Below are 24,696 nucleotides of genomic sequence, written 5' to 3'. Positions count from 1 at the left end.
TCGTGGGGTGCACCGCTACCGCTTCCTGTTGTCCCGCCAGTGGGTGATCCTCACCATCGTCGCGATCGCGCTGATCCCGACGATGATCAGGCTGGGTTTCTGGCAGAAGCACCGCTACGAGGAGCGCACCGCGCGCAACGACCTGGTGTCCTCGGCGCTGCACGCCGAGCCGGTCCCGGTCGAGCGGCTGACCTCCCCGGGGCACGCCGTGACCCGCACCGAGAGGTACCGCACGGTCACCGCGACCGGCACCTTCGACACCGCCCGGGAGGAAGTGGTCCGGCGCCGGACCAACTCCGACAACGAGGTCGGCTTCCACGTCCTCACCCCGTTCGTCCTCACCGACGGCAAGGTGGTGCTCGTCAACCGCGGCTGGATCCCCGCCGACGGAGCCCAGACCGCCTTCCCGAAGATCCCCGCCCCGCCGTCCGGCCGGACGACCGTCACCGGGCGGCTGATGGTCGACGAGACGACCGCGGCGAGCGGCATCAAGAACGTCAAGGGCCTCCCCGACCGCCAGGTCATGCTGATCAACAGCGAGCAGGAGGCGCACCGGCTCGGCGCGCAGGTGCTCGGCGGCTACGTCGAGCAGACCGCACCGATGCCCAAGAACGGCTCGCCGGAGCAGATCTCCGACCCGGGCAGCGAGGACGCCCCGCTGAACTACGCGTACATGCTCCAGTGGTGGCTGTTCGCCGCGGGCGTCCCGGTCGGCTGGTGGTTCCTCGTCCGGCGGGAGATCCGCGACCAGGAGCAGGCCGCGGCGGAGACGGAGCCGAAGGAGACGGAACCGGCCGCCGTATGACGCGGGGCCGCCCCGCACCGCGTCACTCCCCCGGCGCACCGACTGGTTGAGCCCGCCGACCCGCCGGGAAACCGGATCGCGTGAACGCACGCATCGAGGACTACGCCCTCATCGGCGACGAGCAGACCGCCGCGCTGGTCGGCAGGGACGGCTCGATCGACTGGCTGTGCCTGCCCCGCTTCGACTCCGGCGCCTGCTTCGCCCGGCTGCTCGGTGACGAGGACCACGGCCACTGGCGGATCGCCCCCGAGGGAGCGCGCACATGCACCCGGCGCGCCTACCGGCCCGACACCCTCGTCCTCGACACCGAGTGGGACACCCCCGACGGCACGGTCCGCGTCACCGACCTGATGCCGCAGCGCGACCGCGCCCCCGACGTCGTACGCATCGTCGAGGGCGTCGGCGGCCGGGTCACCGTGCACAGCACCCTCCGCCTGCGTTTCGACTACGGCTCGGTCGTGCCGTGGATGCGCCGCTCGGACGGACACCGGGTGGCCGTCGCGGGGCCGGACTCGGTCTGGCTGCGCTCGGAACCGGCCGTGCGCACCTGGGGCGAGGACTTCGGCACCCACTCGGAGTTCACCGTCGCCGAGGGCGACCGGGTCGCGTTCGTGCTCACCTGGCACCCCTCGCACGAGCGCCGCCCTCCGCTCACCGACCCCTACGAGGCGCTGAGCGGCAGCGTCCACGACTGGCGGCGCTGGACGAACCGCTGCCGCTACGACGGACCGTACCGGGACACCGTCGTACGGTCCCTGATCACTCTCAAGGCGCTCACCTACGCCCCGACCGGCGGGATCGTCGCCGCGGCCACCACCTCGCTGCCCGAGGAACCGGGCGGCGTGCGCAACTGGGACTACCGCTACTGCTGGCTGCGCGACTCCACCCTCACCCTCAACGCCATGCTGGCCGCCGGCTACCACAAGGAGGCCGAGGCCTGGCGCGACTGGCTGGTGCGCGCGGTGGCGGGCGACCCGGCAAAGCTGCAGATCATGTACGGCCTCGCGGGCGAGCGCCGGCTGCCGGAGTGGGAACTGCCGTGGCTGCCCGGCTTCGCCGGCTCGGCGCCCGTACGCGTCGGCAACGGCGCCGTCGACCAGCTCCAGCTGGACGTGTACGGCGAGGTCATGGACTCGCTGTCGCTGGCGCGCGGCGAAGGCCTGCCCGGCAAGCCGCACATGTGGGCGCTGCAGCGCGCGCTGATGACGTTTCTGCAGTCGGCCTGGCGGCAGCCCGACGAGGGCCTGTGGGAGGTGCGGGGCGGCCGGCGCCAGTTCGTGCACTCGAAGGTGATGGTGTGGGTGGCCGCCGACCGCGCCGTACGGACGCTGGAGGCGTACCCGGAGCTGGAGGGCGATGCGGACGGCTGGCGGGCGATGCGCGACGAGGTGCACCGGGAGGTGTGCGAGCAGGGCTACGACTCCCGGCGCCGGACCTTCACCCAGTACTACGGCTCGCGCGAACTGGACGCCGCCCTGCTCCTGATCCCCCGGGTCGGTTTCCTGCCGCCCGACGACCCCCGCGTCATCGGCACGGTCGACGCGATCCGCGCGGACCTGGGCCACGGCGGCTTCGTGCGCCGCTACGACACCGACGCCGTCGGCGTCGACGGCATGCCGGGCGGCGAGGGCGCCTTCCTCGCCTGCTCGTTCTGGCTCGCGGACGCCCTGCACATGACGGGCCGCACGGCCGAGGCCCGGGAACTCTTCGAGCGGCTGGTGGCCCTCACCAACGACGTGGGACTGCTGTCGGAGGAGTACGACCCCGGGCTGGGCCGCCAGGTGGGCAACTTCCCGCAGGCCTTCAGCCACATCGCCCTGGTGAACACCGCTCTCACGCTCTTCGGCGACGGGCGGGCAGGATAGGGGCCATGGATCTTGGACTGAAGGACCGGGTGTACGTCGTCACCGGGGCGACCCGCGGGCTGGGCAACGCCGCCGCGCGGGAACTCGTCGCCGACGGGGCGAAGGTCGTGATCAGCGGCCGGGACGCGAAGGGGGCGGCCGACGCCGCCGCCGAACTCGGCCCGAACGCGATCGGCGTGGCCGTGGACAACTCCGACCCGCGGGCGCCCGAGCGGCTGATCGCGGCCGCCCGTGAGCACTTCGGGGGCTTCCACGGCGTTCTGGTGAGTGTGGGCGGGCCGCCGCCCGGGTTCGCCGCGGACACCACCGACGAGCAGTGGCAGAGCGCGTTCGAGTCGGTGTTCCTCGGTGCGGTGCGGCTCGCGCGGGCGGCGGCGGCCGAGCTGGAGCCGGGCGGGGTGATCGGGTTCGTGCTGTCGGGTTCGGTGCACGAGCCGATTCCGGGGCTGACCATCTCCAACGGGCTGCGGCCCGGTCTCGCCGGGTTCGCCAAGTCGCTCGCGGACGAGCTGGGGCCGCGGGGTGTCCGGGTTCTGGGACTGCTTCCGGGGCGCATCGACACGGACCGCTTGCGCGAGCTGGACGCGTTGTCGGCGGATCCCGAGGCCACCCGGGCCGCGAACGAGTCCCGGATTCCGTTGCGCAGGTACGGGACGCCGCAGGAGTTCGGGAAGGTCGCGGCGTTCCTGCTGTCCCCGGCGGCTTCCTATCTGAGCGGGGTCATGGTGCCTGTGGACGGGGGCATGAGGCACGGGTTCTGACGGGGCCGGGCCTCAAGTGACCCTATCCGCGCGGTGCTTGACCGCCCTCAGGCGTACCTCGGCCGGCAGGGACGCCAGTCCCGTCGACTCGCGGGCGTGGGCCAGGGCCTGGGCCGTGACCTCGTTCAGGGCCGTCGACGGATCCACGTACGGGTCGAGCTGGAGCCGGATCCTCGCCGTGGGTGCCGTACGGCGTCCGCGCAGGTAGACCTCCGCGTGGGCCACGCCCTCCTGCCGGACCGCGTCATGGGCCAGAGCCGTCTCCAGGGCGCGGCCGCGCAGGAGTGCGCAGGCGCCGTCGCCGGTGTCGAGAAGGATCTCGGCCGGCCGACGGCGGCGCAGGAGCGTGGTCAGCCACCACAGGGCGAGCAGGACGAGGACCGTCAGACCGGCGAGGACGGCCGGCCACCACCAGGCGGTGCCGCGCCAGCGGGTGCGCTCGGCCCGGGTGAGCAGGACGTCGTGCGGGCCGGTGTGGATCCACCAGGAGGGCGGCGGCGCGCCCAGGCCGACGGCCAGGACCGCGCCGCCGAGCCCGAGCAGGAGCAGCCCGGCGAGGGCCAGCGGGACGCGGTGGAGGCCACCCCGGCGCATCGCCGTCACCTCTTCCGTCCGAGCCGTGCCACTTGGAGGGACAGCGCGGGCGGCCGGTCCAGGCCGAGCCCCCTGACCGTGTCCGTGAGCACGGTGTCCAGGTCGGCGCGTACGTCGTCCAGGTCGCGGAAGTGCGAGACGGCACGCACGTCGGCCTTCCGACGGCGCATCCGCACCCGGACGGACCGGACCCCGGACACGTCCATGGCCCGGTCGCGCAGCAGCAGTGCCGCCGTCTCCCGGTCGACCGCGGCGCGCACGTCGGGACGCGGGCGCCGCATGGGCAGCAGACCGCGCAGGCCCGGGGTGGCCGCGAGGGCGATGAGCCAGAGGCCGAGTGCGGCGGCGACGGCCGCGCCGGCCAGCACCCAGGTGTCGTCCAGGGGCCGTTCGGCCAGTTGCCGGGCCAGGGCGCGGCGCCAGCGCATCGCGGGGTGATGGGCGCGTACGGCGGCGATGTCGTACAGCAGGAGACCGGCGCCGGCCAGCAGCAGGACCGCGACGGCGGCGGCCGGGGCGCGGCGCGGCGACCAGAAGCGGCCACTGCCCGCGGCGGCGGGCGGCGTGGGGGCGGGGTCCTTGTCGAGGGTCGGGGTGCTCGTACGCGGCTCGCTCATCACGCCCTCCCGTGCGGTGCCGGGTGCAGCCGTTCGACCTGGACGGCGACCTCGGTCACCACCATGTCCACCAACGCGCCTACCCGCTCGGTGACTCGGCGACGCACGGCGGCGCAGTGGGCGCCGATGTCGCAGGGGTAGCCGAGTTCGAGATGGACGCTCAGGCGGGCCCGCTCCGTGGGGGTCTCCCCGTTCGAGCGATGCCGGGGGTGGGAGAGCACCACGACCGTCGCGTGCGGGGCGGCGGCGTCGGCGGGCAGTGGCGGCAGCGCCTCGCGGGCGGCCTGCGCGGCGATCTTCGCGACCACGCGGTCGGCGATCCGGGTGGCGCCGCGCTCGCCCGGCGGCACGAGGGCCGACGGCGGGCGCTCCGCCCCGGTCTCGGCGGTCACCGCCGCTCACCGCCGCCGGTCGCGCCGGTCGTCGCGGGTACGGAAGAAGTCACCCAGTTCCAGGTCGCCCTCGGCGAACCGGCCGGCGACGAACCCGATCGCCCCCAGCGCCGCCACCAGCAGGAAGGCGCCGAAGCCGCCGAAGTAGCCGGCGAAACCCAGCGCCATTCCGGCGATCATGCCGACCACGGCCATGCTCATGCAGCGCTCCTCAGCTCGTCGCGTGTGCGGTGTCGGGTCGCCGGTGCGTCACTGGATGCGCGGCGGCTCGGGTTCCTCGTCCTCTTCCTCGGGCAGCTTCACGTCGCTGACCGCGATGTTGACCTCGACCACCTCGAGACCGGTCATGCGCTCCACGGAGGCGATCACGTTCTCCCGTACGGCATGGGCGACATCGGCGATCGAGACGCCGTAGTCCACGACGATCTCCAGGTCGAGCGCGGTCTGCACCTCGCCGACCTCGGCCTTCACCCCCCGTGTCACCGACTTGGAGCCGCCCGGTACCCGGTCGCGCACGGCGCCGAAGGTGCGGGCGAGGCCACTGCCCATGGCGTGCACGCCGACGACGTCCCGGGCGGCGAGCCCGGCGATCTTCTCCACGACACCGTCGGCGATGGTCGTTCGTCCCCGGGTCGCCGGATCCCCGCCGCCGCGCCGGGTCGTCTTGCGGGTCGGCACCTGCGGCTCGTGCTCGCCCTCGGGGGTCGTCGTCGTGTCGGTCATCACCGTACGTCCCTTCGGTCGTCGTCCCCTTCGGTCGTCCTGTGCCCACCGTATGCAAGGTTCCCCGGTCGCGCGCCGGTGATACGGCAGGCTGGAGGAATGACGGCGGACCGGTGGACGGAGTCAGTGCGGCGCCAGGTCGCGCTGGGCAGGCTGCTGCCGCTCGGCGGGCCACGCGACGGCGCGTGGATCGCGGAGGGCGCGGCGGCCGCGGTACTGCGGCGGGCGGCTGGGGACGAGGTGCCGGAGATCCGGCTGGGCACGCTGCGGCTCGCGCTCGCCGCCCCCGAAGAGGCGGACGAGCCCGTCGTGCCGGCTCCGCCGAGCGCGCTGCCGCCGGGCGGACTGCGGTTGACGGCGGACTTCGCCGCGACGGCCGCCGAGCCGCTGCCCGCCGTGGCGTCCCGGCTGCGGCTGACGCTGGCGACGGCCGCGACGCGGCTGCTCGGGCTCATGGTGAGCGAGGTGGACCTGCGGGTGACCGACCTGCTGGAGGCGGCGGAGCCGCCCCTTCGGGTGCGCGTGCCGCAGCCGGCGGCCGCGCGAGAGCCCACGGACCTCGACGAGGCCCGGGTGGCCGCGGCCGCCCTGGCCGTCCCCGGCGTCCGCGCACTGACGGCTTGCCTCGGCGGCCTCGGCCGTGCGGTGCTGCTGCAGGAACGCGCGACCGAGTCGGCGCTGGCGCACCGGCACGCCCGCGTGGAGCTGGCGACGACGGCGGACCGCCGGACCCTCGACGTGGCCCGGCAGGTCCGCACGGCCGTACGGGACACGCTGGAGGACCGACCGACGGTGGCGGTGCTGGTGACGGCGGTCGGCTGAGCGCGCGGGCTACGGGCGGCCGTTGCGCCCGCTCGGGCGAGGTCGGGAGTGGGGGCGGGTGGGCGCAGCGGCCGGTGCGGGACGCCCGGCCGGTGCGGGGCTCATTCGCCGAGCCCGGCCAGCTCCCGCAGTCGCCGAGCCTGAGCGGCTCGCTCCGCCGCACGCTGGGCCTCGTAGTCCCGGCCCTGCGCCCCGCGCAGCAACGCCTTGGTCTCCACGACCGCGTCCCTCGGCGCGGCCAGCAACGCCGCGGTCAAGTCCCCTACGGCCGCGGTGAGTTCCGCCGCCGGCACGGCGGCATTGGCCAGCCCGCACGCCACCGCTTCCGCCGCGCCGACAGACCGTCCCGTGGCGCAGATCTCGAGCGCGCGGGCGTACCCGACGAGACCGACCAGCGGGTGCGTGCCGGTCAGGTCGGGTACGAGGCCGAGGCTGGTCTCGCGCATGGCGAACTGCACGTCGTCCGCGACGACTCGCAGATCGCACGCGAGCGCGAGCTGGAAACCGGCCCCGATGGCGTGGCCCTGCACGGCGGCGATGGACACGATGTCGTTGCGCCGCCACCAGGTGAACGCCTCCTGGAACTCGGCGATGCTCGCGTCGAGCCCGGCGTCGTCACGGCGCGCGAGATCGATGAAGGTCGGCTCGCCCGGGATCCCCTCCGGAGTGAACATCTGCCGGTCCAGCCCGGCGGAGAAGGACTTGCCCTCGCCGCGCAGCACGACGACGCGGACGGAGCCCGGCAGCAGCTGACCGGCCTCGGTGAGCGCCCGCCACAGAGCGGGGCTCTGCGCGTTGCGCTTGTCCGGGTTGGTCAGCGTCACCGTGGCGAGCGCGTCGTCGACGGTGAGCCGTACGCCGTCCTTGTCGAGTACAGGAGCGAGGTCCTGGTCGGGCGAAGCCATGGGGCGCCTCCGATGGGTGCGGTCATCCGGGCATGCCCGAGGGCATGCTTAAGTGACTGCACAGTAACCACCCGGCCGATCAGATTCCCGACCGGGTGGCCACCATCGAAGTCGATGGACCGCCCGGCGTCAGACCGATGCGGCCTTCTTGCCCCGGGTCGCTCCGCCACGCCCACGCAGGACGACGCCCGACTCGGTGAGCATCCGGTGCACGAAGCCATACGAGCGGCCGGTCTCCTCGGCCAGCGCCCGGATGCTCGCACCGGAGTCGTACTTTTTCTTGAGGTCTGCCGCGAGCTTGTCGCGCGCGGCGCCGGTCACCCGGCTGCCCTTCTTCAGAGTCTCGGCCACCCGTGCCTCCTCATGGGAAGTGCGCTCTGGTCTCCTCATGATCACCCCTCTTGGGCGTGATGGCCACCCATTCGGCAAGGTCCGTGAGACATCGTTGTGACGACAGGAGCGGATCCCCACAAGCGGAATGGGAGATTCCATGGGGTGGTGTCCACGGGGCCGTCCGGGTGGATTCGTGAAGTACCAGGTCAGCGATGCGAAACGGCCGATCCCTTGGCGCGCAAGGGATCGGCCGGAAAATTCGTGTACGACACACCCCGATACGAGGAGATCTCACACAGATGATGGATCACGGATGAGCCGAATGATCCATACGAAGTGGATCAGCGGGCGTCGACTCAGGCCAGGGCGACGAGATCCGCGTAGTCCGAGCCCCACAGGTCCTCGACACCGTCCGGCAGCAGGATGATCCGCTCGGGCTGGAGCGCCTCGACGGCACCCTCGTCGTGGGTGACGAGGACGACCGCGCCCTTGTAGGTGCGCAGGGCACCGAGGATCTCCTCGCGGCTCGCGGGGTCGAGGTTGTTGGTCGGCTCGTCGAGGAGGAGCACGTTCGCCGAGGAGACGACCAGGGTGGCCAGGGCGAGCCTGGTCTTCTCACCACCGGAGAGGACACCGGCCGGCTTGTCGACGTCGTCGCCGGAGAAGAGGAACGAGCCCAGCACCTTGCGCACCTCGACCAGGTCCATGTCGGGGGCGGCCGAGCGCATGTTCTCCAGGACCGTGCGCTCGGGGTCGAGCGTCTCGTGCTCCTGGGCGTAGTAGCCGAGCTTGAGTCCGTGGCCGGGGACGACCTGGCCGGTGTCGGGCTTCTCGACGCCGCCGAGCAGGCGCAGCAGGGTCGTCTTGCCGGCGCCGTTGAGGCCGAGGATGACGACCCGGGAGCCCTTGTCGATGGCCAGGTCGACGTCGGTGAAGATCTCCAGGGAGCCGTACGACTTCGACAGACCTTCGGCCATCAGCGGGGTCTTGCCGCAGGAGGCGGGCTCGGGGAAGCGGAGCTTGGCGACCTTGTCGGACTGGCGGACGGCCTCCAGGCCGGAGAGCAGCTTGTCGGCGCGGCGGGCCATGTTCTGCGCGGCGACGGTCTTGGTGGCCTTGGCGCGCATCTTGTCGGCCTGCGCGTTGAGCGCGGCGGCCTTCTTCTCGGCGTTGGCGCGCTCGCGCCTGCGGCGCTTCTCGTCGGCCTCGCGCTGCTGCTGGTAGAGCTTCCAGCCCATGTTGTAGACGTCGATCGTGGAGCGGTTCGCGTCCAGGTAGAACACCTTGTTGACGACCGTCTCGACCAGGTCCACGTCGTGGCTGATGACGATGAAGCCGCCGCGGTACGTCTTCAGGTAGTCGCGCAGCCAGATGATCGAGTCGGCGTCGAGGTGGTTGGTCGGCTCGTCGAGCAGCAGGGTGTCGGCGTCCGAGAAGAGGATGCGGGCCAGCTCGATACGGCGGCGCTGACCACCGGAGAGGGTGTGCAGCGGCTGGCCGAGGACGCGGTCGGGCAGGTTCAGCGCGGCGGCGATGGTGGCGGCCTCGGCCTCGGCGGCGTACCCGCCCTTGGTGAGGAACTCCGTCTCCTGGCGCTCGTACTGCTTGAGGGCCTTCTCGCGGGTGGCGCCCTTGCCGACGGCGATGCGCTGTTCGTTCTCGCGCATCTTGCGGATCAGTACGTCGAGGCCGCGCGCGGACAGGACCCGGTCGCGGGCGAGGACGTCCAGGTCGCCCGTGCGGGGGTCCTGCGGGAGGTAGCCGACCTCGCCGGAGCGGGCGATCTGGCCGGCGGCCGGGATGCCCTCGCCCGCCAGGCACTTGGTCAGGGTGGTCTTGCCTGCGCCGTTTCGGCCGACGAGGCCGATGCGGTCGCCCTTGGCGACACGGAAGGTGGCGTTCTCGATGAGGACGCGCGCACCGGCGCGCAGCTCGATACCGGAGGCGGAGATCACGGACAGACTCCAGGGCGTACTGGGATTGACGGGTGGGCGGCTGAGGACGTTCCCGCCGTCTAATGCGCGAGGAGAATGGCCATGAGGATAAGTCTAACGGGGGCGTGCAAGCGGTTTTTCTACGTCCGCGCGTTCGGTCCGTGCCGCGGGAGATCGTTGTCGAGGGGCGTGCGGTCCGGGGTGATCCGCCCGAGATCGTCCAGGGCCACGAGCCGCCCCGTCCAGGCGCCCTGCGCGCACGGCTGGGCGATCAGCAGGGCCGCGCCGCGCCGTACGGCTCCCTCGGGCCGGAAGGCGCAGCTCGGGCGGGCGGGCAGGATCCGGCGCAGATCGCCGTCGGCGATGCGGTACGCGGTGACGCGGGGCGGGGCGACGACCGCGAGGATGCCGCGGTCCAGGGGGCGCAGGACGCCGGTGCCGCCCTGGACGGGGAGCCACTCGGCCGCGTCGGGCAGGGCACGGTGCCAGCGGACCGAGCGGCCGTCGGTGTCGGTGAGCAGCCCGTCCTCCCAGAGGGCACGGTCCGAAGGGCTCGGGGCGGGGCGCGAGGAGGCGGTGGAGGGCGGGGGCACGAGGTGCGGGGAGGCGGTGAGGGGGCCCGCTGGGCGGGTGGCGGGTGGCCACCTCTCCCCCTTCCGTGTCCTCGGCCTCGGAACAGGCGCCGAGCGTAGTCGTGGGCGGTGGTGGGCACGCAGCGCCCGGGCGGGTGGGCGTGGGAAGTCGCCCGTTCGGGTGTTCGTCCGGCGGTGGGGCGGCGCGGTGGGTACGGATGCCGCCAGGCTTCGGACGACGGACGTGACGGTGCGGGCAGAGGGCGGTGACGCGTGCAGTTCGACGACGACGCGAACCTCGACACCTCCGAGGTGCAGGACCGGCGCGGCAGCCGGATCCCGGGCGGCCGGACGACCGTCGGGGGCGGTCTGGCAGGGCTGATCGCGCTGCTGCTGGCGCTGTTCCTGGGCGTGGGCCCGGAGCAGCTGGGCCTGTCCTCCGGCGGTGACACGGCCGCGCCCGCCGCGTCCTCGCTGGCGCAGGTCCAGCAGACCTGCCGTACCGGCAGGGACGCGAACGCCCGGGACGACTGCCGGGCGGTGGCCGTCGTGAACAGCGTGCAGGACTTCTGGACGCAGGAGTTCCGGCGGCGGCACGCGACGTACAGCACCTCGCCGACCGTGTTCTTCAGGGGCCGGGTCGCCACGGCGTGCGGGACGGCGAGTTCGGCGGTGGGGCCGTTCTACTGCCCGGGTGACCGCAAGGTCTATCTGGACCTGGGCTTCTTCGACGAGCTGCGCACGAAGTTCGGGTCCACCGGCGGCCCCTTCGCGCAGGCGTACGTGATCGCGCACGAGTACGGCCACCACGTCCAGGATCTGCAGGGGATCCTCGGCCGCTCCCAGGACGGGCTGACCGGTGCGAACAGCAACTCGGTGCGCACGGAGCTGCAGGCGGACTGCTACGCGGGCGTCTGGGCGCATCACGCGACGACGACACCGGACGAGTCGACCGGGCGGCCGCTGATCACCAGCCTCACCGCCGCCGACATCCGCGACGGCCTGGACGCCGCGGCGGCCGTGGGCGACGACCGGATCCAGGAGCGGTTCCAGGGCCGGGTGACACCGGAGGCCTGGACGCACGGATCGGCGCGGCAGCGGCAGCAGTGGTTCCAACAGGGCTACCGGACCGGCGACATGAAGCAGTGCGACACATTCCGCTGAGGCGTTGTCAGTGGGGGCTGCAAGACTGAACGGGACGCCACGGAACCGGCGTACGACGGCGTACGAAGGAGATCGGCATGGCAGGCATGGGTGGTGGACGGCCGAGCATCTATCCGTCGCTGCTGTACACGGACGCGAAGGCGGCGATCAGGCAGCTGACGGAGGCCCTCGGCTTCACCGAGCTGTCGGTGTACGAGACGGAGGACGGCAAGGTGATGCACGCCGAGCTGGTCCAGGGCAACGGCGCGGTGATGATCGGATCCAAGGGCCGGGGCGGCCGTTTCGACGCGCTGATGAAGGGCGCCGGGCCCACCGGGGTGTACGTCGTCGTGGACGACGTGGACGCCCACCACCAGCGGGCCCTGGAGCACGGCGTGGAGATCCTGATGCCCCCGACGGACCAGGACTACGGCTCGCGGGACTACATGGCCCGCGACGCCGAGGGCAACGTCTGGAGCTTCGGGACGTACGCCCCGGAGATCGGCGCCTGAGCGACCCCCGCGTCGCTCATCCCCCGGTGTGCACCTGGAAGGCGGCCCGGCGCACGGCCTTGGCCAGGGCCGGGTCGGGGTGCGCGGCGGCGAGCGCGACCAGGACCTGCACGGTGCGCGGGTGACCGACGGCGCGGACCTCGTCGAGCAGCTGGGGGACGGTGGGCTGCAGCGCGGACTCCAGATGCCGGACCAGCATCGGCGCCTCTCCGTGGTCGGCGACGGCGGCGGCGGTGTCCACCCACAGCCAGGTCGCCTCTTCGCGGGTGAGGACCTCGTGGGCGTCCTCCGGGTCGACCCCGTCGTGCTCGGCGAGCCACAGCAGGGCGTACGGCCGCAGGGCCGGCTCGTCCACGACGGCGCGCACGTCGGGTTCGGCGGGGGCGCCGACGACGCGCAGCGCCTCGAAGGCCAGGCCGCGCAGCAGGGCGTCCTCGCCGCGCGCGCCGTGGATCAGCTCGGTGACGGCGTTGCCGACGGGGCGGGCGGCGAGCCAGGCGCGGTATTCGGCGCGGGCGGCGTTGGGGCGGAGCTGGGCGCAGCCGCGGAGCATGTCCTCGGCGGACTGCTCGATGTTGCCGGCCGGACTCTGCGCGGCCACGCAGATCTGCTCCAGCTTGACCCACACCGCCCAGCTGCCCAGTGGGGTGAGGGTGGCCTGGCCGGCGCCGTGGGTCAGGGCGCCGACGAAGGCGAGGGCCTGCAGTGCCCAGTCGAGGAGCGGGGCGAGCGGGGTGTCGTCGGCGGGTGCGAGGTCGGGCGCGGCGGGGGGCTCGGTGCCGGGCCCGTAGGGGACCTCGCAGCGTTCGGTGCGCAGTTCGGTGACCCGCTGCTGGAGCAGGTCGAGCAGCTGCTCGACCGGGACGGGACCGGCGGACAGCTGGAGGAAGGAGAGCACCTGGGGCATGGCCGAGACGACTTCGGCGACGGCGGCCGGCCCCTGCTCCTCGGGCTCCGGGGAGGCGAGCGACCAGGCGTCGAAGAGGGCGACCCAGCCGCGCAGTACGGCGCTGTCGTCGCGGTCCCAGGCGCGCAGTCGCCAACCGGGGCGCGCGCTGTCGCCGTGCACCTCGACCAGTCCGGCGAGGCGCGCGATGTCCCAGTCGGCGCAGACCTGAGCGGTGCTCAGGCCCAGATCGACGGCGGCCCGTTCGGCGGTGGCGGCGGAGAGGGTGGCCTTGCCGTCGGCGGTGGCGCCGTCGCTGCCGGGGCCGAGCGCGGTGTCGGCCCAGCGGGCGACGCGGACCGGGCCGGCCAGCCCGATGCGGGCCATTCCGGCCAGTTCAGCGGGGGCGGGGGTGCCCTCCGGCGGCCGGGGTGCGGGGCGGCGAGGGCGCCGCTGGTTCACAGCTCTGGGGGCGGCGGCCAGGGGTCGCGGTCGGACGAGTCGGAGCCTGGAGTCGCGCGGGATACGGGACGTCACGGGTGCAGTCTTCCGGTTGACGGTCCGAAAACCCAAACGGAATGTCACGGCGGGCGACGGGGCTGGCCAAGGCACGGGGGCCGACGCGGGGCGAAGAGCCACGATCAGGCCAGTCGTACGACCTTAAACGGAATGCCTGGCACCGGGGCGGACGGGGTGGGTGCCGAAGTGGACGACCGGTCACACCAGTGGAGTCAGGAAGCGGCGCAGTCGCTCCTCGTACTCCTTCGGGTCGGCGTTCCACATCGCCGCGTGCGGGGCCTGCCGCACCGTGTGCAGGGCGACCAGACCGCTGCGGCGGGCGGCGAGGCGGCGGGACAGCTCCCAGGGGGCCACCTGGTCGTCGGGGCCGTGGAAGATCAGGGTCGGTACGGTGAGCCGCTCGGAGTCGGTGATCTCGGCGAGCCCGTCGGCGTGCAGGCCGGCCCGGCCCTGCGCGGCCCGTACGGCGAGCGGCAGCAGCGGCTGCGGGGTGTGGCGGGCCCGGGCGAGGGCGCGCAGCGTGGCCTCCCAGCTGAGCACCGGCGAGTCGAGGACGAGCCCGACGACGCGCTCGCGCACCGGGGAGTACTCGGCGGCGCGCAGGGCCATGGTGGCGCCGGTGGACCAGCCGAGCAGGACGACCCGGCGGGCGCCGTAGCGGACGGCGTAGCGGATCGCCGCGTCCAGGTCGCGCCACTCGGTCTCGCCGAGGTGGTTCAGTCCGTCCGGCGGGCGGGGGGCGCCGAGGTCGCCGCGGTAGGCGAGCGCGAGGACCGGCACCCTGCGGGCGTGCAGCGGGGCCATGAGGTTCATGGCCTGTTCGCGGGTGGTGCCGAGGCCGTGCACGGCGATCACCCAGGTGTCCCGGGCCCCGGGCACGAACCAGGCGGGCAGTTCGCCGAGTTCGCCGGGGATGTCGATGTCGGCGTGGTCGAGGCCGAGGGCGGTGCGGGGATTGCCCACGTACAGGTTCGGGGTGAGCCACACCGTGTCGCCGGAGGCGAGGGTGCCGTGCGTGACGCGCTCCAGGCGGCGTACGACGGTGTCGGCCGCGTGCCGGGCCGCCTCCAGGACGGGGCCGACGACCGCGTGGGAGCCGTCGCCCGCGAGGCCGTAGGTGCCGGGGCGCAGCGAGGCCAGATCGCGGGTGAGCGTGATCTGGCCGGCGGCGGTGCCGTGCACGGTGAGGCGGGGTTCGGTGGGCAGCGGGCGGCCGGCGGGCGCCTTCAGCGCGGCGTCGCTGGCGAGCCGGCCGGCGGCGACGGACGCCATGCCGGCGGCGAGGACCGCGGTGACCGCGGTGGCGGTCGCTTTGACGGTGCGCACGGGTCCAGTGTCCTGGGGGTTGCCGTCACCGGCCAGCCGAGGTGAGGGGGCCTGGGCAGGCCGTAAAGGCGGGGACGGCCCGGCGAGGGGTCACCTCCGCTGTCCGTACCCCCGCAACCGCTCCCCCACCTCCGCCAGTTGCGCCGGCGTCAGCAGGGACGGGGTGCGGCCCGGTACGGAGGACGCCGTCAGCCACAGGCGGCACATCCACTCCAGCTGGGCGGTGCGGTCGTAGGCCTGGTCGAGCGTGGTGCCGTAGGTGATCGTGCCGTGGTTCTGCAGGAGGCAGCCGGAGCGGTCGGCCAGGGCGCGGAGCATGTGCGCGGCCAGTTCGTCGGTGCCGTAGGCGGCGTAGGGGGCGACGCGGACGGGGCCGCCGAGGGCGGCCGCCATGTAGTGGACCAGCGGCAGCTCGGGGACGAGGGTGGAGACCGCCGTGGCGTGCACGGCGTGGGTGTGGACGATCGCGCGGGCGTCGGTGGTGCGGTAGACGGCGAGGTGCATGGGCAGCTCGCTGGTCGGCACCAGTGTGCCGAGCACCTGGCGTCCGGTGAGGTCGACGCCGGTGAGGTCGTCCGGGGTGAGCCGGTCGTAGGGCACGCCCGAGGGGGTGACCAGGACGAGGTCGCCGACGCGTGCCGAGACATTGCCCGAGGTGCCGACCACCAGCCCGTCGGTTACGGTGCGCCGTGCCGTGGCGACCAGTTCCGCCCAGATCCGTTCGTGCTCCGCGTCCCGCCGCTGCTCAGCCATGCCGCGATCCTGCCAGCCGGGCTCGTGGACAGGGGGCGAGCGGGGGCTTGTGGCCGGAAGCGCGTACCCCCGAACGGGCGGAAATCAGGATGAATCGCTCCGAAAGGGCGCTGATTCGCTGATCGTCAGGCCTTCAATGGTCCCCCTTGCCCGCCGGACGATCCCGCGTCCGCCGACCCGGGGAGACACATGGCCCGTGAACGCACCCGTCCCCGTCGCCGCGCCGGTGTCCTCGTGGCGACGACCGTCGCGCTCACCCTCGCGAGCACCGCGACCGCGACGGCCGGACCTGCGGCACTGGCCCCGGGCAAGCCCCGCGGCCACGACGTCTCGTCGCACCAGAAGAGCGTCGGCTGGCCCGCCGCCCACTCCAAGGGCGCACGGTTCGTCTACGTGAAGGCGACCGAGTCCACGAACTACCGCAACCCCTATTTCGCACAGCAGTACGACGGCGCGCGCGAGGAGGGCCTGATCCGGGGCGCGTACCACTTCGCGCGGCCGGACAAGTCCTCCGGCGCCAAGCAGGCCGCGTACTTCGTGCGGCACGGCGGCGGCTGGCGGCCGGACGGCTGGACGCTGCCGCCCGCGCTCGACGTCGAGTACAACCCGTACAACAAGAAGCACAAGTGCTACGGGCTGAGCAAGGCGCACATGGTCCGCTGGATCCGTTCCTTCAGCAACGAGGTCAAGCTGAAGACCGGCCGCCGCCCGGTGATCTACACCTCGCCCCAGTGGTGGAAGCTGTGCACCGGCAACAGCCGCGCGTTCTCGAAGAGCCACCCCTTGTGGATCGCCCGCCACGGCGCCAAGAAGCCGGGTGCACTGCCGGGCGGTTGGCGGTACTGGACGTTCTGGCAGCACCAGGCCAAGGGCCGGCTGCCGGGTGACCAGGATCTCTTCAACGGGTCCACGAGCCGGCTGCGGCTCTTCGCCCGGACCCGGTAGTCAAGGGGCGCTTGGGGCGCCGGAGCCGAACCGGTGCGAAACGGAACACCACCCCCTCCCCCAAGACACCCTCAAGCCCGTCTCAGTTCACCTTCCGTTCATCCAGGTTGCCTACGTTCGTCCAGCCAACGACCTCAAAAGATTGCCTGGGTAAATGGAAAGCTTCTCGCTGATCCTCGCGATTGTGGTGGTAACCGCACTCGCGTTTGATTTCACGAACGGTTTCCACGACACCGCGAACGCGATGGCCACCACCATCTCCACAGGCGCTCTGAAGCCCAAGATCGCGGTGACCATGTCCGCCGCGCTCAATCTGGTGGGCGCCTTCCTCTCCGTGGAGGTCGCGAACACGATCTCCAAGGGTCTCGTCGACGAGACCGGCATCCGCCCCGAGGTCATCTTCGCCGCCCTGGTCGGCGCGATCCTCTGGAACCTGGTGACCTGGCTGGTGGGCCTGCCCTCGAGTTCCTCGCACGCCCTGATGGGCGGTCTGATCGGTGCCGCCATCGCCTCCGCCGGCTTCGGTGCCGTGCACGGCGACGTCCTGGTCACCAAGGTGCTGCTCCCGGCGGTCGCCGCACCGGTCGTGGCAGGCATCGCGTCGATGCTGGCCACCCGCTTCTCCTACGGCATCGGCGGCAAGGCCGAGGGCGAGGCCACCCGCAAGGGGTACCGCGCCGGCCAGATCGCCTCCGCCGGCCTGGTCTCCCTCGCCCACGGCACCAACGACGCCCAGAAGACGATGGGCATCATCACCCTCGCGCTGGTCGCGGGCGGTGCCGTCGCCCCCGGCTCCAACCCGCCGGTCTGGGTCATCCTCTCGGCCGGCCTGGCCATCGCGCTCGGCACCTACATCGGCGGCTGGCGCATCATCCGCACCATGGGCACGGGCCTGACCGACCTGGAGCCGCGCCAGGGCTTCGCCGCCCAGACCAGCGCCGCGACCGCCATCCTGGCCTCCTCCCACCTGGGCTTCTCCCTGTCCACCACGCATGTCGTCTCCGGCTCGGTGATGGGCGCGGGCCTCGGCCGCAAGGGCGGGGTGGTCCGCTGGTCCACCGCGACCCGCATGGCCGTCGCCTGGGTGCTCACCCTGCCGGCCGCCGCGCTGGTCGGCGCGGGCGCCGAGACCGTCACGGACCTGGGTGACTGGGGCACCGCCGCCGTCGCCGTCTTCCTGGTCGCCGCCAGCGCCACGATCTGGAAGATCTCCCGCCGTGAGGTCGTCGACCACACCAACGTCGTCGCCGACACCGCGGAGCCGGCCGGCGTGGTGACCACCGCCATCGCCGCGGTGACCCCGCCCCCGGCGGGCACGATCAGCGAGGACCTGACGGCCACGATCCCCTCCCCGGCCGCTTCGGAGCCCGCGCCCCGGGCCGTCCCGCCGACCGCCACCGTCTGACCCCGGCCACCCGGTTACCGAAGGAAGCATCATGAAGATCGACTGGGCAGCCATCGGCTCCGTCTTCGGCGTCAGCCTCGTGTCCACCGTCGCGCTGGTGGCCCTGTTCACCCTCGGCATCAACGGTCTGGCCCGACGCGAGAAGGCGGCCGCGCAGGGCGGCTCCGCCGGCCTCGCCGTCACCGGCGCCTACGTCTGCTTCGCCGCCTGCGCGGCGGCGGTGGCGTACGGCATCTATCTGATCGTCGCCAAGGCCTGACGGCCCGCCACGCGCCCAGCACCGCCGAGGCTCCCCTCCGTTCACCGCGCAGGGGGGCCTTTGCCGTGCCCGAAGGCCCCGGGCACCCCGCGATGTGGGGATCGGCACACTCTCCTCGTGCAGGTCAACGGCAAGTTGACGGCCGTTCCGGGCCCGTGGTGGACTGCCCGGGCCATGTACGGCGGCAGAAGAGGAAGCCGGTGCGAATCCGGCGCGGTCCCGCCACTGTCACCGGGGAAGAACCCCCGGGAGCCAGGAACTCTCGCCGCCGCATCTCGTCGTACCAGGGCGCGGACACCCTGAGTGAGGACACGGATCACCATGCCCGGCTGCCGAAGGACCCGTACCAGGCCCGCTCCTGTACCCACGGCCGGCTGAGCCGATGGGTGCCGATCGCAGTTACGCGTACGGCGCCGCCGCCGGCCTTCTCGGTGATCTGCTCCTCGGCGATCCGCGCCGCGGGCATCCGGTCGCCGCGTTCGGGCGTGCGGCGGCTGCCGTGGACCGCGCGTTGTGGCACGACCACCGCGGCTGGGGCGCCGTGCACACCGTGGTGTGCGCCGGCGGCGCCGTCGCACTCGGCACGCTCGCCGCACGCGCCGTACGCCCCTGCCCCGCCGCCTCCGTCGCGCTGACCGCCGCCGCCACCTGGGCGGTCGTGGGCGGCACTTCGCTCGCCCGGGAGGCCCGTGCCGTCGGCGCCGCCCTGGAGCGCGGGGACGTCGAGGCGGCGCGGGCGCGGCTGCCGCATCTGTGCGGCCGGGACCCGCAGGCGCTGGACGCCGACGGGATCGCGCGGGCCGTGGTCGAGTCGGTCGCCGAGAACACCTCCGACGCCGTGGTGGGCGCGCTGGTGTGGGGCGCGGTGGCCGGGGTGCCGGGGCTGCTCGGCTTCCGGGCGGTCAACACGCTGGACGCGATGGTGGGTCACAAGTCCCGCCGCTACCGGCGCTACGGCTGGGCCTCAGCCCGGCTCGACGACCTGGCCGGCTGGCCGGGGGCACGGCTGACCGCCGTACTCGCCACCGCGGCCGGACCCGACCCCCGGGGTGCCCTGCGCGCCTGGCGGGCCGACGCCGGCAAGCACCCGAGCCCCAACGCGGGCCCCGTCGAAGCGTCGTTCGCGGGCGCCCTCGGCGTGCGCCTCGGCGGCACGCTCTCCTACGGCGGCCGGGTCGAGCACCGGCCCGTGCTGGGCGGAGCCACCGGCCGGGCGGTCCGGGCCCCCGACATCGACCGGGCCGTACGGCTCTCGCGCCGCGTCGGCCTGCTCGCGCTCGGCACCACGCTCGGCGCGCGCCTCGTCGTCAAGGGCCTCGTCAAGGAGTTGAAGGGACGTGGGAAGTGAACGGGGGACTCCTCGTCGCCGGCACCACCTCCGACGCCGGCAAGAGCGTCGTGACGGCCGGGATCTGCCGGTGGCTGGTGCGTCAGGGCGTGAAGGTCGCGCCGTTCAAGGCGCAGAACATGTCGCTCAACTCCTTCGTGACCCAAGAGGGCGCGGAGATCGGGCGGGCGCAGGCCATGCAGGCCCAGGCCTGCCGGATCGAGCCGACCGCGCTGATGAACCCGGTGCTGCTCAAGCCGGGCGGCGAGCAGAGCAGCCAGGTGGTGCTGCTGGGCAGGCCGGTGGGCGAGCTGAGCGCGCGCGGCTACCACGGCGGGCGCCAGCAGCGGCTGCTCGGCACGGTGCTGGACTGCCTGGCCGAGTTGCGGGGCACGTATGACGCGGTGATCTGTGAGGGGGCGGGTTCTCCGGCGGAGATCAATCTGCGGCGGACGGACATCGTGAACATGGGGATCGCGCGGAACGCGCGGCTGCCCGTGCTGGTGGTGGGCGACATCGACCGAGGGGGCGTGTTCGCCTCCTTCTTCGGAACCGTCGCCCTGCTCTCGCCCGAGGACCAGGAGCTGATCGCCGGATTCCTGGTGAACAAGTTCCGGGGCGATGTCTCGCTGCTGGAGCCCGGGTTGGAGATGCTCCAGGGCCTCACCGGGCGGCGCACCTACGGCGTGCTGCCCTTCCGGCACGGGCTCGGCATCGACGAGGAGGACGGGCTCCGGGTGTCGCTGCGCGGCACGGTCCGCGAGTCGGCCGTGTCCCCTCCCGTCGGCGAGGACGTGCTGCGGGTCGCCGTGTGCGCGATCCCGCTGATGTCCAACTTCACGGACGTGGACGCGCTGGCCGCCGAACCGGGCGTCGTGGTGCGGTTCGTGGACCGCCCGGAGGAGCTGGCGGACGCGGACCTGGTGGTGGTCCCGGGCACGCGGGGCACGGTGCGCGCGCTGGCGTGGCTGCGCGAGCGCGGGCTCGCCGACGCCCTCGTCCGCAGGGCCGCCGCGCACAAGCCCGTCCTCGGCATCTGCGGCGGGTTCCAGATCCTCGGCGAGCACATCGAGGACGAGGTCGAGTCGCGCGCCGGCGCGGTCGACGGGCTCGGGGTGCTGCCCGTGCGGGTGCGGTTCGCCCGCGAGAAGACCCTGACCCGGCCGGTCGGAGAGGCGCTCGGCGAGCGGGTCGAGGGGTACGAGATCCACCACGGCGTCGCCTCGGTCGAAGGCGGCCGGGCCTTCCTGGACGGCTGCCGGGTCGGCCAGACCTGGGGCACCCACTGGCACGGCTCGCTGGAGTCGGACGGCTTCCGGCGGGCCTTCCTGCGCGAGGTGGCCGCCGCCGCGGGCCGCCGCTTCGTGCCCGCGCCGGACACCTCCTTCGCCGCGCTGCGCGAGGAGCAGCTCGACCGGCTCGGCGACCTGATCGAACAGCACGCGGACACCGACGCGCTCTGGCGGCTCATCGAGTCGGGCGCGCCGCAAGGACTGCCTTTCATTCCACCGGGAGCGCCCGCATGAGCACAGTGTTGTTGTTGTCCACCGCCGACACGGACCTCCTGGCGGCCCGGGCCGCCGGCGCGGACTACCGCATCGGCAACCCGACCCGGGTGGACGTCACCGAGGAGCTGCCGGGGCTGCTCGACGGCGCCGACCTCGCCGTCGTACGGCTGCTGGGCGGCAAGCGCGCCTGGGAGGAGGGGCTGGCCGCGCTGCGGGCGGCCGGGATCCCGACCGTGCTGCTGGGCGGCGAGGCCGTACCGGACGCGGAGCTGATGGCCGAGTCGTCGGTGCCGGCCGGTGTGGTGGCGGAGGCCCTGAAGTACCTGGTCGAGGGCGGCCCGGCGAACCTGCTGGAGCTGTCCCGGTTCCTGTCCGACACCGTGCTGCTGACCGGCGAGGGCTTCGAGGAGCCGCGCAAGATGCCGGAGTACGGCGTCCATGGCTCCTACGCGGTGCGGGAGGGCCGTCCGACCGTGGGGGTGCTCTTCTACCGGGCGCACGAACTGAGCGGCAACACCGCCTTCGTGGACACCCTGTGCGAGGCGATCGAGGCGAAGGGCGCGAACGCGCTTCCCGTGTACTGCGGGTCGCTGCGCGGTGCGGACGCCGGGCTGTACGAGCTGCTGGGGCGGGCCGACGCGCTGGTCGCCACGGTGCTCGCGGCGGGCGGCACGCACGCCTCGCAGGCCTCGGCGGGCGGCGACGAGGAGTCCTGGGACATCGGCGCCCTCGCCGATCTCGACGTCCCCGTCCTGCAGGGACTGTGCCTCACCTCCTCGCGCGCCGCCTGGGCGGAGTCGGACGCGGCCCTGTCCCCCATGGACGCGGCGATGCAGGTCGCGATCCCGGAGTTCGACGGCCGGCTGATCACCGTGCCGTTCTCGTTCAAGGAGCAGGGCCCGGACGAGGTCCCGGTGTACGTCGCCGATCCCGAGCGGGCGGGCCGGGTGGCCGCCATCGCCCTGCGCCACGCCCGGTTGAAGCACAAGCCGAACGCCGAGAAGAAGGTCGCGCTGGTCTTCACGGCGTACCCGACCAAGCACTCGCGGGTCGGCAACGCGGTCGGTCTGGACACCCCCGCGTCGGCGGTGCGGGTGCTGGACGCGCTCCGGGACGCCGGGTACGGGCTCACCGAATACCCGAGCGGCGGCGACGAGTTGATCCACCGGCTGATCGCGGCCGGCGGCCACGACGTGGAGTGGCTGACGGAGGAGCAGCTGGCGGCGGCGCCCGCGCGGGTGCCGCTGGCGGACTACCGGGCGTGGTTCGAGCAGCTCGACCCGGGCCTGAAGGAAACCATGCTGGAGGCGTGGGGCGAGCCGCCGGGCAGCCTGTACGTGGACGGCGAGGACATCGTGCTCGCCTCCCTCCGGTTCGGGAACGTCGTGGTCATGATCCAGCCGCCGCGCGGCTTCGGCGAGAACCCGATCGCGATCTACCACGACCCCGACATGCCGCCCTCGCACCACTACATGGCGGCGTACAGGTGGCTCGAGAACTCCTTCGGCGCGGACGCGATCGTGCACATGGGCAAGCACGGCACGATGGAGTGGCTGCCGGGCAAGGGGCTCGGGCTGTCGCGCGGCTGCGCGCCGGACGCCGTACTCGGCGACCTGCCCCTGATCTACCCGTTCATCGTCAACGACCCCGGTGAGGGCACCCAGGCCAAGCGGCGCGGGCACGCCACGGTCGTCGACCACCTGGTGCCGCCGATGGCCCGCGCCGACACCTACGGCGACCTGGCCAAGCTGGAGCAGCTGCTGGACGAGTACGCGCTCGTCTCCGACCTGGACCCGACGAAGGCCCCGGCGGTCCGCGCCCAGATCTGGACCCTGGTCAAGGCGGCCGAGCTGCACCACGACCTGCACGTGGACGAGCAGCCGGACGACGGCGACTTCGACGAGTTCGTCATGCACATCGACGGCTATCTGTGCGAGATCAAGGACGTGCAGATCCGCGACGGTCTGCACATCCTGGGCGGCGGACCGGTCGGCGAGCCGCGCGTGAACCTGGTGCTGGCCGTGCTGCGGGCGTCCCAGGTGTGGGGCGGCCGGGCGAACGCTCTGCCGGGTCTGCGCGCGTGCCTGGCCGCCCACTTCGGGCTGGTCGAGAAGGAGCTGCTGGCCGAGCCCGGTGCCCCGGTGAAGGTGCCGGTGGAGCTGACGGACCTGGTGGAGGGGCCGGCGCGGACGGCGGCCGACGCGATCGACCTGCTGGAGCAGCTGTGCCGGCGGATCGCGACGGACATGGAGGAGCGGGCCTGGGAGCGGGTGGCCGTACCGGCGGTCCTGCGGGACGCGCTCGGCGCCGAACTCCCCGACGGTGTGGCCGTGCTGGAGTTCGCCTGCGACGAGGTCGTCCCCCGGCTCGCGCGGACCACGGACGAGATCGGGCACATCCTGCGGGCCCTGGACGGCGGTTACGTCCCGGCGGGCCCGTCGGGTTCGCCGACCCGAGGCCTGGTGAACGTCCTGCCGACCGGGCGGAACTTCTACTCCGTCGACCCCAAGGCCATTCCGTCCCGGCTGAGTTGGGAGGTCGGCCAGTCGCTCGCGGACTCGCTGGTGCAGCGCTACCTCCAGGACACGGGCGAGTACCCGAAGTCCGTCGGCCTGACGGTGTGGGGCACCTCCGCCATGCGGACCCAGGGCGACGACATCGCCGAGATCCTGGCGCTGCTGGGCTGCCGTCCGGTGTGGGACGACGCCTCGCGCCGGGTGACCGGCTTCGAGGTCGTGCCCCTGGCGGAGCTGGGGCGCCCGCGCATCGACGTCACGGTCCGGATCTCCGGGTTCTTCCGGGACGCGTTCCCGCACGTCGTCGGGTTGATCGACGACGCGGTGCGGGCGGTGGCGGAGCTGGACGAGCCCGCCGGGAGCAACTTCGTCAAGGCGCACGCCGACGAGGACACCGCCGAGCACGGTGACCGGCGACGAGCGACGGCCCGGGTCTTCGGCTCGAAGCCGGGCGCGTACGGCGCCGGCCTGCTGCCGCTGATCGACGCCCGCAACTGGCGCAGCGACGCCGATCTGGCCGAGGTGTACGCCGTCTGGGGCGGCTACGCCTACGGGCGCGGGCTCGACGGGCGGGCGGCGCGCGGGGACATGGAGACCGCGTTCAAGCGGATCGCGGTGGCGGCGAAGAACGTCGACACCCGGGAGCACGACCTGGTCGACGCGGACGACTACTTCCAGTACCACGGCGGCATGGTCGCCATGGTCCGGCACCTGACCGGCGCCAACCCGGAGGCCTACGTCGGCGACAGTGCCGTACCGGACCAGGTCAGGACGCGGACGCTGGGCGAGGAGACGCACCGGGTGTTCCGCGCCCGGGTGGTCAACCCGCGCTGGATGGCGGCCATGCGCCGGCACGGCTACAAGGGCGCCTTCGAGATGGCGGCGACCGTGGACTACCTGTTCGGCTACGACGCGACCGCGGGCGTGGTCGACGACTGGATGTACGAGAAGCTCAGCGCGGAGTACGTCTTCGACCCGGAGAACCGGGACTTCATGAAGCAGTCCAACCCGTGGGCGCTGCGCGGCATCACCGAGCGGCTCCTCGAGGCTGCGGACCGGGGCCTGTGGGCGGAGCCGGACCAGGAGACCCTGGACCGGCTCCGGGCGACCTACCTCGAGCTTGAGGGAGATCTGGAGGGCGACGAGTGAGTGCCCTCGGAACCCCCGCGTCGGCGGGGAGCACAGTGCGCGGACTGCTGTCGACTTGGCAGCGCCCGGGCCACCCCCGCTGCTGCGGGGAGCTGCGAGGCAGCATGACACGCCGGTTCCAGACG

At 73.2% G+C, this 24,696-nt stretch carries 24 protein-coding genes and 1 riboswitch; of the genes, 12 read left to right on the top strand and 12 right to left on the bottom strand.

Features of this window, described 5'->3' with window-relative positions:
• Nucleotides 1-7: 7 nt before the first annotated feature.
• The 3 genes from AQI95_RS22020 (at nt 8) to AQI95_RS22010 (ending at nt 3,431) form a co-directional block, all read left to right on the top strand.
• Nucleotides 8-805, top strand: a complete 798-nt coding sequence (locus AQI95_RS22020; protein WP_079071385.1) for an SURF1 family cytochrome oxidase biogenesis protein — start codon at nt 8-10, stop codon at nt 803-805.
• A gap of 80 nt (nt 806-885) precedes the next feature.
• On the top strand, nt 886-2,670 hold the full coding sequence (locus tag AQI95_RS22015; protein WP_067126131.1) for a glycoside hydrolase family 15 protein: 1,785 nt from the start codon (nt 886-888) through the stop codon (nt 2,668-2,670).
• Between the two features lie 5 nt (nt 2,671-2,675).
• A complete protein-coding gene (locus AQI95_RS22010) occupies nt 2,676-3,431 on the top strand; it encodes an SDR family oxidoreductase (protein WP_067126130.1) in 756 nt (251 codons plus the stop codon).
• Between the two features lie 12 nt (nt 3,432-3,443).
• On the opposite strand, the gene amaP is transcribed toward AQI95_RS22010, so the two are convergent.
• From amaP to AQI95_RS21985, 5 genes are read right to left on the bottom strand one after another with little or no spacing between them, the layout of a single operon-like run.
• A complete protein-coding gene (amaP, locus tag AQI95_RS22005) occupies nt 3,444-4,025 on the bottom strand; it encodes an alkaline shock response membrane anchor protein AmaP (RefSeq protein ID WP_067126381.1) in 582 nt (193 codons plus the stop codon).
• A 5-nt stretch (nt 4,026-4,030) separates the two neighbouring features.
• Entirely contained in the window at nt 4,031-4,642 is a 612-nt protein-coding gene (locus AQI95_RS22000) for a DUF6286 domain-containing protein (RefSeq protein WP_067126128.1), read from the bottom strand.
• Nucleotides 4,642-5,034 carry an Asp23/Gls24 family envelope stress response protein gene (locus AQI95_RS21995; RefSeq protein WP_067126126.1) on the bottom strand — a complete coding sequence of 131 codons (393 nt, stop codon included), beginning with the start codon at nt 5,032-5,034 and terminating at the stop codon, nt 4,642-4,644. Before AQI95_RS21995 ends, AQI95_RS22000 begins: the two co-directional genes overlap by 1 nt.
• 6 nt (nt 5,035-5,040) lie before the next feature.
• The gene (locus AQI95_RS21990) at nt 5,041-5,235 is read right to left on the bottom strand and encodes a hypothetical protein (RefSeq protein WP_023551711.1); all 195 of its coding nucleotides are present in this window, start codon (nt 5,233-5,235) and stop codon (nt 5,041-5,043) included.
• Between the two features lie 48 nt (nt 5,236-5,283).
• Entirely contained in the window at nt 5,284-5,757 is a 474-nt protein-coding gene (locus AQI95_RS21985) for an Asp23/Gls24 family envelope stress response protein (protein ID WP_067126121.1), read from the bottom strand.
• 99 nt (nt 5,758-5,856) lie between these two features.
• Between AQI95_RS21985 and AQI95_RS21980 the strand changes: the two genes are divergently transcribed.
• Nucleotides 5,857-6,579, top strand: a complete 723-nt coding sequence (locus AQI95_RS21980; RefSeq protein ID WP_067126117.1) for a nucleopolyhedrovirus P10 family protein — start codon at nt 5,857-5,859, stop codon at nt 6,577-6,579.
• Between the two features lie 101 nt (nt 6,580-6,680).
• Here AQI95_RS21980 and AQI95_RS21975 read toward each other — a convergent pair whose 3' ends face one another.
• The 4 genes from AQI95_RS21975 to AQI95_RS21960 form a co-directional block, all read right to left on the bottom strand.
• A complete protein-coding gene (locus AQI95_RS21975; protein WP_067126109.1) occupies nt 6,681-7,484 on the bottom strand; it encodes an enoyl-CoA hydratase/isomerase family protein in 804 nt (267 codons plus the stop codon).
• Between the two features lie 129 nt (nt 7,485-7,613).
• Complete coding sequence (locus AQI95_RS21970) at nt 7,614-7,835, bottom strand: helix-turn-helix domain-containing protein (RefSeq protein ID WP_023551707.1); 222 nt, start codon at nt 7,833-7,835, stop codon at nt 7,614-7,616.
• Between the two features lie 338 nt (nt 7,836-8,173).
• On the bottom strand, nt 8,174-9,772 hold the full coding sequence (locus AQI95_RS21965; RefSeq protein WP_067126106.1) for an ABC-F family ATP-binding cassette domain-containing protein: 1,599 nt from the start codon (nt 9,770-9,772) through the stop codon (nt 8,174-8,176).
• A gap of 119 nt (nt 9,773-9,891) precedes the next feature.
• Nucleotides 9,892-10,344 (bottom strand): hypothetical protein, encoded by a 453-nt coding sequence (locus tag AQI95_RS21960; RefSeq protein ID WP_244188807.1) that lies wholly within the window; start codon nt 10,342-10,344, stop codon nt 9,892-9,894.
• Between the two features lie 252 nt (nt 10,345-10,596).
• On the opposite strand from AQI95_RS21960, the gene ypfJ reads away from it, so the two are divergent.
• Both ypfJ and AQI95_RS21950 read left to right on the top strand, forming a co-directional pair.
• On the top strand, nt 10,597-11,487 hold the full coding sequence (gene ypfJ / locus AQI95_RS21955; RefSeq protein WP_067126103.1) for a KPN_02809 family neutral zinc metallopeptidase: 891 nt from the start codon (nt 10,597-10,599) through the stop codon (nt 11,485-11,487).
• Nucleotides 11,488-11,564: 77 nt separating this feature from the next.
• Nucleotides 11,565-11,978 carry a VOC family protein gene (locus tag AQI95_RS21950; protein ID WP_067126101.1) on the top strand — a complete coding sequence of 138 codons (414 nt, stop codon included), beginning with the start codon at nt 11,565-11,567 and terminating at the stop codon, nt 11,976-11,978.
• A gap of 16 nt (nt 11,979-11,994) precedes the next feature.
• Here the strand turns inward: AQI95_RS21950 and AQI95_RS21945 are convergent, their stop codons facing one another.
• The 3 genes from AQI95_RS21945 to AQI95_RS21935 form a co-directional block, all read right to left on the bottom strand.
• Complete coding sequence (locus AQI95_RS21945) at nt 11,995-13,401, bottom strand: hypothetical protein (protein WP_208614235.1); 1,407 nt, start codon at nt 13,399-13,401, stop codon at nt 11,995-11,997.
• Nucleotides 13,402-13,581: 180 nt separating this feature from the next.
• Entirely contained in the window at nt 13,582-14,709 is a 1,128-nt protein-coding gene (locus AQI95_RS21940; protein ID WP_067126091.1) for an alpha/beta hydrolase, read from the bottom strand.
• 90 nt (nt 14,710-14,799) lie between these two features.
• Entirely contained in the window at nt 14,800-15,462 is a 663-nt protein-coding gene (locus AQI95_RS21935) for a class II aldolase/adducin family protein (RefSeq protein WP_067126088.1), read from the bottom strand.
• Nucleotides 15,463-15,651: 189 nt separating this feature from the next.
• Between AQI95_RS21935 and AQI95_RS21930 the strand changes: the two genes are divergently transcribed.
• The 6 genes from AQI95_RS21930 (at nt 15,652) to cobN (ending at nt 24,571) form a co-directional block, all read left to right on the top strand.
• On the top strand, nt 15,652-16,407 hold the full coding sequence (locus AQI95_RS21930; protein WP_067126085.1) for a lysozyme: 756 nt from the start codon (nt 15,652-15,654) through the stop codon (nt 16,405-16,407).
• Nucleotides 16,408-16,561: 154 nt separating this feature from the next.
• Entirely contained in the window at nt 16,562-17,812 is a 1,251-nt protein-coding gene (locus AQI95_RS21925) for an inorganic phosphate transporter (RefSeq protein WP_067126082.1), read from the top strand.
• 31 nt (nt 17,813-17,843) lie between these two features.
• Nucleotides 17,844-18,071, top strand: coding sequence for a hypothetical protein (locus AQI95_RS21920; protein WP_067126080.1), 228 nt, complete (start codon nt 17,844-17,846; stop codon nt 18,069-18,071).
• Nucleotides 18,072-18,213: 142 nt separating this feature from the next.
• A riboswitch (cobalamin riboswitch) is annotated at nt 18,214-18,355 on the top strand.
• A 98-nt stretch (nt 18,356-18,453) separates the two neighbouring features.
• A complete protein-coding gene (locus AQI95_RS21915; RefSeq protein ID WP_067126077.1) occupies nt 18,454-19,419 on the top strand; it encodes a cobalamin biosynthesis protein in 966 nt (321 codons plus the stop codon).
• Nucleotides 19,416-20,924 (top strand): cobyric acid synthase, encoded by a 1,509-nt coding sequence (locus tag AQI95_RS21910; RefSeq protein WP_067126074.1) that lies wholly within the window; start codon nt 19,416-19,418, stop codon nt 20,922-20,924. The genes AQI95_RS21915 and AQI95_RS21910 overlap by 4 nt, the downstream gene beginning before the upstream one ends.
• Nucleotides 20,921-24,571: a cobaltochelatase subunit CobN gene (gene cobN, locus AQI95_RS21905; RefSeq protein WP_067126069.1), complete on the top strand. Its 3,651-nt coding sequence runs from the start codon at nt 20,921-20,923 to the stop codon at nt 24,569-24,571. The genes AQI95_RS21910 and cobN overlap by 4 nt, the downstream gene beginning before the upstream one ends.
• Nucleotides 24,572-24,696 lie beyond the last annotated feature (125 nt).

The sequence above is a fragment of the Streptomyces yokosukanensis genome, assembly GCF_001514035.1.
In the GTDB taxonomy this organism is placed as follows: domain Bacteria; phylum Actinomycetota; class Actinomycetes; order Streptomycetales; family Streptomycetaceae; genus Streptomyces; species Streptomyces yokosukanensis.
Note: the sequence above shows the minus strand (reverse complement) of the source record. Positions and strands in the feature narration are given on the sequence as shown.

Excerpts from the sequence above, each read along its gene's own strand:
- AQI95_RS22000 (WP_067126128.1), bottom strand. The coding sequence starts at position 4,642 with ATGAGCGAGCCGCGTACGAGCACCCCGACCCTCGACAAGGACCCCGCC.
- AQI95_RS21950 (WP_067126101.1), top strand. The coding sequence starts at position 11,565 with ATGGCAGGCATGGGTGGTGGACGGCCGAGCATCTATCCGTCGCTGCTG.
- AQI95_RS21925 (WP_067126082.1), top strand. The coding sequence starts at position 16,562 with ATGGAAAGCTTCTCGCTGATCCTCGCGATTGTGGTGGTAACCGCACTC.
- AQI95_RS21980 (WP_067126117.1), top strand. The coding sequence starts at position 5,857 with ATGACGGCGGACCGGTGGACGGAGTCAGTGCGGCGCCAGGTCGCGCTG.
- AQI95_RS21930 (WP_067126085.1), top strand. The coding sequence starts at position 15,652 with ATGGCCCGTGAACGCACCCGTCCCCGTCGCCGCGCCGGTGTCCTCGTG.
- cobN (WP_067126069.1), top strand. The coding sequence starts at position 20,921 with ATGAGCACAGTGTTGTTGTTGTCCACCGCCGACACGGACCTCCTGGCG.
- AQI95_RS21975 (WP_067126109.1), bottom strand. The coding sequence starts at position 7,484 with ATGGCTTCGCCCGACCAGGACCTCGCTCCTGTACTCGACAAGGACGGC.
- AQI95_RS21935 (WP_067126088.1), bottom strand. The coding sequence starts at position 15,462 with ATGGCTGAGCAGCGGCGGGACGCGGAGCACGAACGGATCTGGGCGGAA.
- AQI95_RS21990 (WP_023551711.1), bottom strand. The coding sequence starts at position 5,235 with ATGAGCATGGCCGTGGTCGGCATGATCGCCGGAATGGCGCTGGGTTTC.
- AQI95_RS22010 (WP_067126130.1), top strand. The coding sequence starts at position 2,676 with ATGGATCTTGGACTGAAGGACCGGGTGTACGTCGTCACCGGGGCGACC.
- AQI95_RS21915 (WP_067126077.1), top strand. The coding sequence starts at position 18,454 with ATGGGTGCCGATCGCAGTTACGCGTACGGCGCCGCCGCCGGCCTTCTC.
- AQI95_RS21985 (WP_067126121.1), bottom strand. The coding sequence starts at position 5,757 with ATGACCGACACGACGACGACCCCCGAGGGCGAGCACGAGCCGCAGGTG.
- AQI95_RS21920 (WP_067126080.1), top strand. The coding sequence starts at position 17,844 with ATGAAGATCGACTGGGCAGCCATCGGCTCCGTCTTCGGCGTCAGCCTC.
- amaP (WP_067126381.1), bottom strand. The coding sequence starts at position 4,025 with ATGCGCCGGGGTGGCCTCCACCGCGTCCCGCTGGCCCTCGCCGGGCTG.